This is a genomic window from Streptomyces sp. NPDC048644 (genome assembly GCF_043199105.1).
Taxonomy (GTDB): domain Bacteria; phylum Actinomycetota; class Actinomycetes; order Streptomycetales; family Streptomycetaceae; genus Streptomyces.
In genome coordinates this window covers 201,950-210,962 of the sequence record NZ_JBICVO010000013.1, presented here as the reverse complement: position 1 = coordinate 210,962, position 9,013 = coordinate 201,950, and the positions used below count along the sequence as shown (strand labels likewise).

General features: G+C 73.3%; 8 protein-coding genes. 3 read left to right on the top strand and 5 right to left on the bottom strand.

All coding sequences use genetic code 11. The features are described from left to right. Nucleotides 1-242 precede the first annotated feature (242 nt). A complete protein-coding gene (locus ACGFNI_RS26940) occupies nucleotides 243-809 on the bottom strand; it encodes a TetR/AcrR family transcriptional regulator (RefSeq protein ID WP_393687237.1) in 567 nt (188 codons plus the stop codon). 101 nt (nucleotides 810-910) lie between these two features. On the opposite strand from ACGFNI_RS26940, the gene ACGFNI_RS26935 reads away from it, so the two are divergent. Further along, nucleotides 911-1,837: an NmrA family NAD(P)-binding protein gene (locus ACGFNI_RS26935; protein WP_393687236.1), complete on the top strand. Its 927-nt coding sequence runs from the start codon at nucleotides 911-913 to the stop codon at nucleotides 1,835-1,837. A 9-nt stretch (nucleotides 1,838-1,846) separates the two neighbouring features. Here ACGFNI_RS26935 and ACGFNI_RS26930 read toward each other — a convergent pair whose 3' ends face one another. Next, the gene (locus ACGFNI_RS26930) at nucleotides 1,847-3,286 is read right to left on the bottom strand and encodes an APC family permease (protein ID WP_393687235.1); all 1,440 of its coding nucleotides are present in this window, start codon (nucleotides 3,284-3,286) and stop codon (nucleotides 1,847-1,849) included. A gap of 195 nt (nucleotides 3,287-3,481) precedes the next feature. Here ACGFNI_RS26930 and ACGFNI_RS26925 point away from each other — a divergent pair, with 195 nt between their 5' ends. Continuing rightward, nucleotides 3,482-3,928, top strand: coding sequence for a nitroreductase family deazaflavin-dependent oxidoreductase (locus tag ACGFNI_RS26925; RefSeq protein ID WP_393687234.1), 447 nt, complete (start codon nucleotides 3,482-3,484; stop codon nucleotides 3,926-3,928). A gap of 58 nt (nucleotides 3,929-3,986) precedes the next feature. Here ACGFNI_RS26925 and ACGFNI_RS26920 read toward each other — a convergent pair whose 3' ends face one another. From ACGFNI_RS26920 to ACGFNI_RS26910, 3 genes are all read right to left on the bottom strand, one after another. Further along, the gene (locus ACGFNI_RS26920; RefSeq protein ID WP_393687233.1) at nucleotides 3,987-5,969 is read right to left on the bottom strand and encodes an ABC transporter permease; all 1,983 of its coding nucleotides are present in this window, start codon (nucleotides 5,967-5,969) and stop codon (nucleotides 3,987-3,989) included. A gap of 112 nt (nucleotides 5,970-6,081) precedes the next feature. Continuing rightward, entirely contained in the window at nucleotides 6,082-6,870 is a 789-nt protein-coding gene (gene modA, locus ACGFNI_RS26915) for a molybdate ABC transporter substrate-binding protein (RefSeq protein WP_393687232.1), read from the bottom strand. Nucleotides 6,871-7,043: 173 nt separating this feature from the next. Beyond that, nucleotides 7,044-7,439: a molybdopterin-binding protein gene (locus ACGFNI_RS26910; protein WP_393687231.1), complete on the bottom strand. Its 396-nt coding sequence runs from the start codon at nucleotides 7,437-7,439 to the stop codon at nucleotides 7,044-7,046. Nucleotides 7,440-7,797: 358 nt separating this feature from the next. Here ACGFNI_RS26910 and ACGFNI_RS26905 point away from each other — a divergent pair, with 358 nt between their 5' ends. Then, on the top strand, nucleotides 7,798-8,979 hold the full coding sequence (locus ACGFNI_RS26905; protein WP_393687230.1) for a helix-turn-helix domain-containing protein: 1,182 nt from the start codon (nucleotides 7,798-7,800) through the stop codon (nucleotides 8,977-8,979). The last annotated feature ends 34 nt before the right edge of the window (nucleotides 8,980-9,013 follow it).

The following is a 9,013-nucleotide window of genomic DNA, read 5'->3' as shown; positions in this document are numbered from 1 at the left end:
CAACCGCCATCTGGCACAACTGGACCACCGGAGCCCCAGCCAAACGATCCCTGACCGCCTACGACCACTGAGAACATCGGACTCATTCATCTAGGGGTGTTGGACAGCAGACCGAAGTGCTGATCTCCTGTCGGGCCTCTCAGCACTTGCTCCAGCCGCCTCCGACGGCCCGGCTCGACAGGTATGAGGTGGGCAGGACCGGCTGCGGAAGGCGGCGGACAAGGCCCGGCACCGTCACCCGTTCAACTCCGCGGGCTCAGCCCCGCCACGGTGAGCCGGAACAGGCGGTTCGCCGCGGCGGCGGGATCGGAGTGGTGCTCCGTGGCCAGGGCCAGGCCGACAGCCAGCGCGATCAGGTCCGCGACGGTGAACTCCGCGGCCACTGCGCCGTCCTGCGCGGCGCGGCGCAGCAGTGGGCCGGCGGCCTCTTCCAGCGCTGCCGAGCAGGAGTTCTGGTGCACCGGGTCGGCTCCGGTGCCGTCGTAGGTCAGCGCAGCCGCCAGCCCTCGGGCGGTGACGCAGTAGGCGACGACGTCACTCAGCCATTCCAGGAGCGCGGCTCGGCTGTCGGCCTTACCCGTCAGGTCGTGGGCGCGGGCGCACAGCGCCTCGATCCGCGTCCGGGCGACCGCCTCCAGCAGTGCGCGGCGGGTGGGGAAGTGCCTGCGTACGGTCGCCGAGCCGACCTGCGCCGTGCGGGCGATCTGTTCCAGGGAGGCGTCGGCGCCATGGGCGGCGACTTCCCGCTCGGCAACGGTGAGGATGCGCGCGTAGTTGCGCCTGGCGTCCGCACGACGGGTCTCGGGCACTGCGTCGCCTCCCGTGGTTGTTAAGTGGCGGGGTCCGTCATATCGTACCGAACAGAAACGGCGTGGCCCGCCACTTACTGCGAGAGCACCCGAGGAGCACCATGTCCACAGATCCCGCACCCGTTCTGGTCACCGGCGCCACCGGCCGGCAGGGCGGGGCAACCGCCCGCGCGCTGCTCGCGGCGGGCACCCCCGTCCGCGCCCTGGTGCGCGACGCGGCCACCGACCGGGCCAGGGCCGTTGCGGCGCTCGGCGCCGAACTGGTCACCGGCGACCTGCACGACCGTGCGTCCGTGACCCGGGCCGCCGAAGGCGTCCGAGCCGTCTTCTCGGTGCAGATGCCCGCCTTTACAGCGGAGGGCCCCGACTTCGACGGGGAGACGGCCCAGGGCACCCACCTCATCGAGGGCGCGAAGGCCGCCGGGGTGCGGCAGTTCGTGCACACCTCCGTCTCCGGTGCGGGTCGGCACACCGAAACCCCGGGCTGGGCCGAGGGCCGCTGGGACTTCATGAAGCCCACCATGGGCGCCAAAGCCGCGCTCCAGGACCGGGTCCGCGAGGCCGGATTCCCCCACTGGACGCTTCTCAAGCCGGGCTTCTTCATGGAGAACTTCCTGCCGTCCCTGGCGTACATGTTCCCGCGCGGTATCGAGGGCGGCCTGGTGACCCTCCTGAGGCCCGAGACCCGGCTGTCCCTGGTCGCGGTGGACGACATCGGCGCAGCCGCCGCCGCGGCCTTCGCCGCACCTGAACGGTTCGACGGCGTCGAGCTGGAGCTGGCGAGCGACCGTCTCTCGATGACCGAGGTCGCCGACGTCCTCTCCCGCACCTTGGGGCGGGATCTGCCCGTCCCTGACATGACCGAGGAGGAGGCCGTCGCTGCCGGGATGCCGGCGATGGGCCGCTCGCACCTGTGGCTGAATGCGGCCGGCCAGCCGGCCCGCCCGCAGCACGCCAGGGACCTCGGCATCCCGCTCACCACCTTCGAGGAATGGACGCAGAAGTACCTGCTGGGGACCGACGCCTGACGCGGCCTCTCACAGATGGCGCCCGATGCGCCGTGCGCGGGCCAGTCCTGCGGTGAAGGCGAGGGGCAGCGGGGCCAGCAGGGCGATGTTGATTCCCGTGGAGGCGCCGGTGAGCAGTGCGAAGTTGCGGCAGACCAGCACGATCAGCACGAGGAGTCCGGCGCAGGCCAGCAGCGGTGCCGCCACGACCCGCCAGGCGGGCATCCCGCGCCGGTCCCGGCGGAAGAAGCCGTACACGGCGAGGGCGGCGAGCGCCTGCATCAGCATGATGCCGACGATGCCGGTGCCGTTGGTCCACAGGAACGTGACGGCGTACGGGTCCTGGCCGGTGGCGGCGGTGACGAGGACGACGAGGAGTGCGAGTGCCGACTGGAGGACCACGGCGGCGGCGGGCGACCTGGTGCGGGTGGTGACGGCGGCCAGGCGGCGGGGCAGCAGGCGGGCGCGGCCCAGCGCGTAGAAGTAGCGGGTGGCGCCGTTGTGGAAAGCGAGGGTGGCGGCGAAGGCGCTGGTGATGAGGAGGATGTGCATGACGTCGGACGCCCAGGGGCCGACGAAGCGTGCGGTGGCGGTGAAGAACATGTCGGTGCCGCCGGGGCCGTTCGCGACGTCCTGGGCACGGTCCGCACCGTAGGCGTTGATGATCACCCAGACGGTGAAGGTGTAGAAGAGGGCGAGGAAGGCGACGGCGGCGTAGGTGGCGCGGGGTACCGAGCGCGCCGGGTCGCGGACCTCCTCGGCGTAGATCGCGGTCGCCTCGAAGCCGATGAACGCGCCGACGGCGAGGACGAACATGCCGCCCACCCCGGCGTTCTGGAGGTGCGCCGGGGAGAGCACGGTGAGGTCGGGTCCTGCGGGCCCGCCGCCGTGGGCGAACACGCCGGCCTCGAACACCACCAGCACCAGCACTTCGAGGACGAGCGCGACGCCGAGCACCTTGGCGCTCAGCGTGACCTTGAGGTACCCGAGTACGCCGATCGCCACCAGGCCGGCGAGCGACCACACCCACCAGGGGACGCGGGCCCCGGTCAGGTCCTGGAAGCCGGACGCGGTGAAGTAGCCGAAGGCGGTGAGCAGTCCGACCTCGATGGCGTTGTAGGCGAGCAGCGCGACGTAGGCCGAGCCCGTGCCTGCCGGGCGGCCGAGCCCGCGTCCGATGTAGGCGTAGAACGCGCCGGCGTTGCGGACGTAGCGGCTCATCGCGGTGAATCCGGCCGCGAAGATGATGAGCAGCAGGCCGGAGATGAGGTAGCCGAGCGGGGCCGCCTGGCCCGCCATGCCGATGGCGACCGGTGCGGCGCCCGCCATGACGGTGAGCGGGGCTGCCGCGGCGACGACGAAGAAGACCAGGTCGCCGGTGCCGATGGCGCCGTGTTCGAGGGCGGGGGCGGCGCCGGGCCCGCGGGCGCCGGTGGCCGCAGGGGAAGGCGTGGACGACTGGGTGACCATGCGCGGTCCTCATGATTCCTGGCGTGGGCTTCGGCAGACCGTACGCGCGGTGCGGCCTGCGGGGGAAGACCACGACACGGCGGCGGCACGGGGATGATTGCGCGGATTCCGCTTGTTGAGCGAAGGTCATGGCGGCCGGGCCGACGATCACGCCGGAACCGGTTGCCGAGCGAAACGTGACGATGGGACGGGCAGATGCCTCTTGAGGGTGAGTACGAGCCGAACACCGAGCAATGGGTGCGCGAACAGGTCGAGTTGATCGAGAGTTCCGGAGGACAGCAGGGCACGACGCTGCGCGGAATGCCGGTCATCGTCCTGACCACACGGGGCGCGAAGAGCGGCAAGCTCCGTAAGAACCCGCTGATGCGGGTGGAGCACGAGGGCCGGTACGCCGCGGTGGCCTCGCTGGGCGGCGCGCCCAAGCATCCGGCCTGGTACCACAACCTCGTCGCCGACCCCCGTGTGGAGCTCCAGGACGGGCCGGTGCGCCAGGACATGACGGCGCGTGAGGTGACCGGCGAGGAGAAGGCGACGTGGTGGGCGCGCGCCGTCGATGCGTTCCCCGACTACGCCGACTACCAGCGCAAGACGGACCGTGAGATCCCGGTCTTCGTTCTGGAGACGGCGGACCGCCCGCACTGACCCGGGGCGGACGGTACCGGCGGGCCCCGCACGGCCACCGGTACCGTCCCGCCGCCGGTCAGAGGGTGACCAGCGAGACCTCCGTCGCCTTGACGCTCGTCCAGACCGGGACGCCCTCGGCCAGGCCGAGTTCCAGGGCGGCCTGCGGGGTGACCTCGGCGACCAGATCGGGCGCGTCGGGCGAGGTGACCAGGATCCGCAGCCTGCTGCCCGCCGCGGTGACCTCCCGTACCGTGCCGGGCCAGACGTTGCGCGGGCTGCCCTCGGGGCGTTCGCGGTGCACGGACACCGACTCGGGCGCGAGGATCGCGAGCGCGGGCGCGCCCTCGGCGATCCGGTCGGCGGCGATCAGCCGGCCGCCGCCTTCCAGCGCGAGCCCTTCGCCGGTCCCGGTGCCGGGCCAGGCGTTGCGGCCCAGCATCCGGGCGACCCAGGGCGAGCGCGGGCGGCGGGCGACGTCGGCGGGCGGCGCGTCCTGGAGGGTGCGTCCGCCGTCGAGTACCAGCACCCGGTCGGCCAGCGAGACCGCCTCGACCGGGTCGTGGGTGACGATCAGGCAGACGCCGCCGAACCCGGCGAGATGGCCGCGCAGGGTGTGCCGGACGTGGGCGCGGGTGGTCTGGTCGAGCGCGGCGAGCGGTTCGTCGAGGAGCAGCAGCCGGGGGCGGGCGGCCAACGCCCTGGCGAGGGCGACGCGTTGGGCCTGACCTCCGGAGAGCTGCGCGGGCTTGCGGTGCGCGAGGGCGCCGACACCGAGGCGGTCGAGCCACTGCTGTGCCTCGCGCCGTGCCTGCGCGCGCGGCACTCCGTGCGCGCGCAGCCCGTACGCGGTGTTGCTCAGGGCGCTCAGGTGCGGGAAGAGCGCGCCGTCCTGGGGTACCCAGGCGACGCCGCGGCGGTGCGGCGGCAGGGCGGTGACGTCGGTGTCACCGAGGCGGAGTGCGGCGCGGGCGCGCGGGGTGAGGCCGAGGAGGGCGCGCAACAGGGTGGTCTTTCCCGCGCCGTTGGGGCCGACGACGGCGATGGTGGTGCCCGGCTCGGCGTCCAGGGTCAGTTCGTTGAAGCCGGTGACGTCGGCGTGCAGCGGCCAGCGGTCCTGGGGTTCGGGGGGCCGCGCGGGCTCGTCGGCGTCCGGTGCGTCGTCGGCCGGGGTGCGGGCGGTGTCGTCGGATGTTGCCGGGGAGCGGCGGGCGGTGCGGGGCGGCGTACCGCCGGTCCAGCGTCCGCGCAGCGCCACCAGGACCGCCATGGCGATGGCGAGCAGCAGCAGGGAGACCGAGGTCGCCGCCTCCGGGGAGTCCTGGAGCAGCAGATAGACCTGGAGCGGCAGGGTCTGGGTGGTGCCCGGCAGATTTCCGGCGAAGGTGATCGTGGCGCCGAATTCGCCGAGCGCCCGCGCCCAGGTCAGGGCGGCTCCCGCGGCCAGGCCGGGGGCGGCCATCGGCAGGGTGACGGTGCAGAAGACGCGGAAGGGCGAGGCACCGAGTGAGCCCGCGGTCTCCTCGTAGGAGGGGCGGAGCCCGGCCAGGGTGCCTTCGAGGCTGATGACGAGGAACGGCATCGCGACGAAGGTGGCGGCGACCACGGCGCCCGAGGTGTGGAAGGGCAGGACGATGCCGAACGTGTTCTCCAGCCAGGGGCCGAGCACGCCGCGGCGGCCGAAGCCGAGGAGCAGGGCGACGCCGCCGACGGTCGGCGGCAGCACCATCGGCAGCAGCACCAGCGAGCGGACCAGGGCCTTGCCGGGGAACGACACCCGGGCCAGCAGCCAGGCGAGCGGCACCCCGAGCAGCAGGGACAGGCCAAGTGCCCAGAAGGAGACCAGCAGCGAGAGCCGGAGTGCTTCGGTGACGCCTGGGCTGGTGAGGTGGGTGCCGAGCTCGCTCCACGTGGTGCGGGCGAGGATGCCGACGAGCGGCATCAGCAAGAACGCCACCGCGAGGAGGGCGGGTACCGCCAGGGCGATGGGCGTACGGGCGCCGGGTGCGGCGATCCGGCCGGTGCGGGCGTCCGAGGGGCGGCGGATGCGGAAGCGTCTCATCGGGGTTCCTGGGGTCGGTCCTGAGATTCCGGGGGCAGCCGGTGGCGGGGCGGGGCGTGGGGCACGGCCCGGCGGGTGTCCCGGGCCGTGCCCCACGGCGTTCCGCGGCCCGCTACGGCTGCTGGAACCCGGCCTTCCGGAGGATCTTCTGCGCCTCGGGCGTGCCCAGCCACGCCACGAACGCGGCGGCTTCCTTGGTGTGCTTCGAGGTCTTGAGGGTCGCCGCCGGGTAGTCGGCGACGGCGTTCTGCGCGTCGGGGATGTCGATCGCGTCGACCTTGCCCGGGGCCGTGGCGGCGTCGGTCTTGTAGACGATGCCGGCGTCCGCCTCGCCGAGTTCGACCTTGCTGAGCACGGCACGGACGCTGGGCTCCTCGGAGACCGGCTTCACCGCCAGGTGCTGCTTGTCCAGGACCTGCTTGCTGTAGCGGCCGACCGGCACCGCGGGGGCGGCCAGGACGACCTTCAGCTTGTCGCCCGTGAGGTCCTTGAGGCTGCCGATCTTCTTGGGGTTGCCCTCGCCGGTGGCGATGACCAGGCGGTTCTTGGCGATGACGGACGGCTTGCCGGTGTCGGAGCGCAGCTGGTCCATGGTCTTGGTGTCGGCGGTGACCAGGGCGTCGGCGGGGGCGCCCTGGTTGACCTGGGCGGCCAGGTCCTGCGAGCCGGCGAAGGAGAAGTGCACCTTCGTACCGGGGTGTTCCTTCTCGTAGGCGGCGCCCGCGGTCTTGAAGACGTCGGTCAGCGAGGCCGCGGCGAGCACGGTGAGGTCGGTGGCCGCGCCGCCCTTGGCCTTCTTGTCGCCGTCCTTGTCGCCGCTGCCGCAGGCGGCGAGCGGAACGAGGAGGGCGGCGGTGACGACTGCGGCAGCGGCGCGGCGGCCGGTGACGACGTGAGGCATGTGCGGGACTCCTTGGGACGCGGGGCGATCCGGGTCGCCCGAGCGGATGGGGACAAGCCGCGCCGTGGGCGCCGACGCCGCTGAAGGGACGTCCGGAGTGCCGGGCGCCGCCGGAGGCCGGCCGGGGAGCCGGGCCGGGGTGCGGCGGCGGCTCGCGTCGGGCGGCCGGGCGCTCAGGTGCGGTCGATGTGCACGTTGGTGGACTTGACGCGGGCGGTGGCCTGCATGCCGACCTCCAGGCCGAGTTCCTCGACCGCTTCCCTGGTCAGCAGGGAGACCAGGCGGTGCGGTCCCGCCTGGATCTCCACCTGGGCCGCGACGTCGCCGAGTGTGACGGCGGTGACGATGCCGGGGAAGGCGTTGCGCACCGAGGTGTACGGGGCGTCGTCCTCGCCTGTGCCGGACTGCCCGACCTCGATGGAGAAGGCGGCCAGATCCCGGCCGTCGATCAGCCGGCGGCCACTGTCGTCGCGGTGCGTGGCGACCCGGCCGGCGTCCGCCCAGCGGCGGGCCGTATCCGGGCTGACGCCCAGCAGCCGCGCCGCCTGGCCAATCGTGTAGGACTGCATGTGCGCCAAGATATGCAGGTCAGGCTGGCATGTGCAATCCCTTCAGGTGAAGATCCATAGCAGCCGCCAGCCTGCTTGGAGGAACGCATCACAGCCGCCGGCGGCCCGCTCACGGACGGGGCACCGCCGCGCTCGCACCGCGTCCGCCTGCTCCGCCCGCCCCGGCTACCTGACGGCGCGAACAGCGGCTCCGTCCGGTGCACCGTGCGGGAAACACCATTACCGGACCCGGTCCGTGGAGGAACATCCAAGAGGTTTTCACCGTGATCAGCTTGCATTTACGATGTCTGGACGCGCATTTGCCTCGTGAATGTGAGATGCCGGATTCCCCTCCGGCAGCCGCCCAAGGAGCCGCTCCATGCACGTCGACGACCTCCTCCAGCTCGACGACCTCGACCTGACCCTGCTGTGGAGCGAAGGACCGCTGCTCGCCCAGGAGGTGCGCGGGGTGACCGCCGCCGCCCCGGAGGCCCCGGAGACGTACCCGCACGGCGGGGGCGAGCTGGTGCTCAGCGGTCTTGAGTGGTGGACACCCGGCGACGGCGGGGCGCAGGCGGACCGCTTCGTGGCGGCGCTGCGCTCCGCGGGCGCCGCCGCGCTGGTGGCGGACGAGGGGACGCACGGCACGGTGCCGCAGGACCTCGTCGCGGCCTGCCGCACACACCGTGTCCCGCTGCTCTCGGTGCCCGCACAGGCCGCGTTCCGTGCCGTCACAGAAGCGGTCACGGAAGCGGTGCACCTGCGCCACCGGCAGGCCGTCGACCGCCGGGCCGGGGACGGCCGACGGGCCGCGGACGAGTGGGCCGCGCTGGCCGCCGCGCCACCGGCCGACGGTGCGGCGCTGACGGCCACGGTGGGCGCCTGCGGGCTGCCGTCGGACGGCCCGTACCGGGTGGTGGTGGCGGCTTGCGCCACCAAGGATGCGACGCCGGGCGATGGCGGCGGACCGGCGGCGGGCGCGCTGGCCGAGGCGCTGGCGCACGCCCCCGGCACGCCGTTCGCGGTCGGCCGGCTGCCAGGGGGCGAGGCCGTCGCCCTGGTCGCGACCGGCGCGGGTGACACGGTACGGGCCACGCTCGGGGACCTGTGGCCGGCGCTGCGCGCCTGCGCCCCGGACCGCATACTGCGGGCGGGGATCAGCGGCCCCGCCCGCACCGCCGAACTGACCGGCGTCGCCCTGGAACAGGCCCGCTACGCCCTCGCCGCGGCCCGCCAGGACGCACCCGGGCGCTCCCGGGTGACCGCCGTCGAGGATCTGACGAGTCTGGCGTCGCTGCTGGCAGGCGTGCCGCGTCCGGTGCGCACCGCCTTCAGCCGTACGGTGCTTGGCCCGCTGGCGGGCGCCTCGCACCGCATGCTGCTGGAGACCCTGGAGGTCTTCCTCGCCCGGCACGGCTCCTGGGCCCGCACCGCCGAGGCACTGCACCTGCACGTGAACACGGTGCGCTACCGCATCCAGCGCATCGAACTGCTCACCGGGCGCGATCTGTCGCGCCTCGACCACAAACTGGACCTGCGGGCGGCGCTGCTGTGCCGGTGAGGGCGGAGGCGAGCGGCCCGTCATCGGCCCGCCG

Excerpts from the sequence above, each read along its gene's own strand:
- ACGFNI_RS26935 (WP_393687236.1), top strand. The coding sequence starts at position 911 with ATGTCCACAGATCCCGCACCCGTTCTGGTCACCGGCGCCACCGGCCGG.
- ACGFNI_RS26930 (WP_393687235.1), bottom strand. The coding sequence starts at position 3,286 with ATGGTCACCCAGTCGTCCACGCCTTCCCCTGCGGCCACCGGCGCCCGC.
- ACGFNI_RS26925 (WP_393687234.1), top strand. The coding sequence starts at position 3,482 with ATGCCTCTTGAGGGTGAGTACGAGCCGAACACCGAGCAATGGGTGCGC.
- ACGFNI_RS26920 (WP_393687233.1), bottom strand. The coding sequence starts at position 5,969 with ATGAGACGCTTCCGCATCCGCCGCCCCTCGGACGCCCGCACCGGCCGG.
- modA (WP_393687232.1), bottom strand. The coding sequence starts at position 6,870 with ATGCCTCACGTCGTCACCGGCCGCCGCGCCGCTGCCGCAGTCGTCACC.
- ACGFNI_RS26910 (WP_393687231.1), bottom strand. The coding sequence starts at position 7,439 with ATGCAGTCCTACACGATTGGCCAGGCGGCGCGGCTGCTGGGCGTCAGC.
- ACGFNI_RS26905 (WP_393687230.1), top strand. The coding sequence starts at position 7,798 with ATGCACGTCGACGACCTCCTCCAGCTCGACGACCTCGACCTGACCCTG.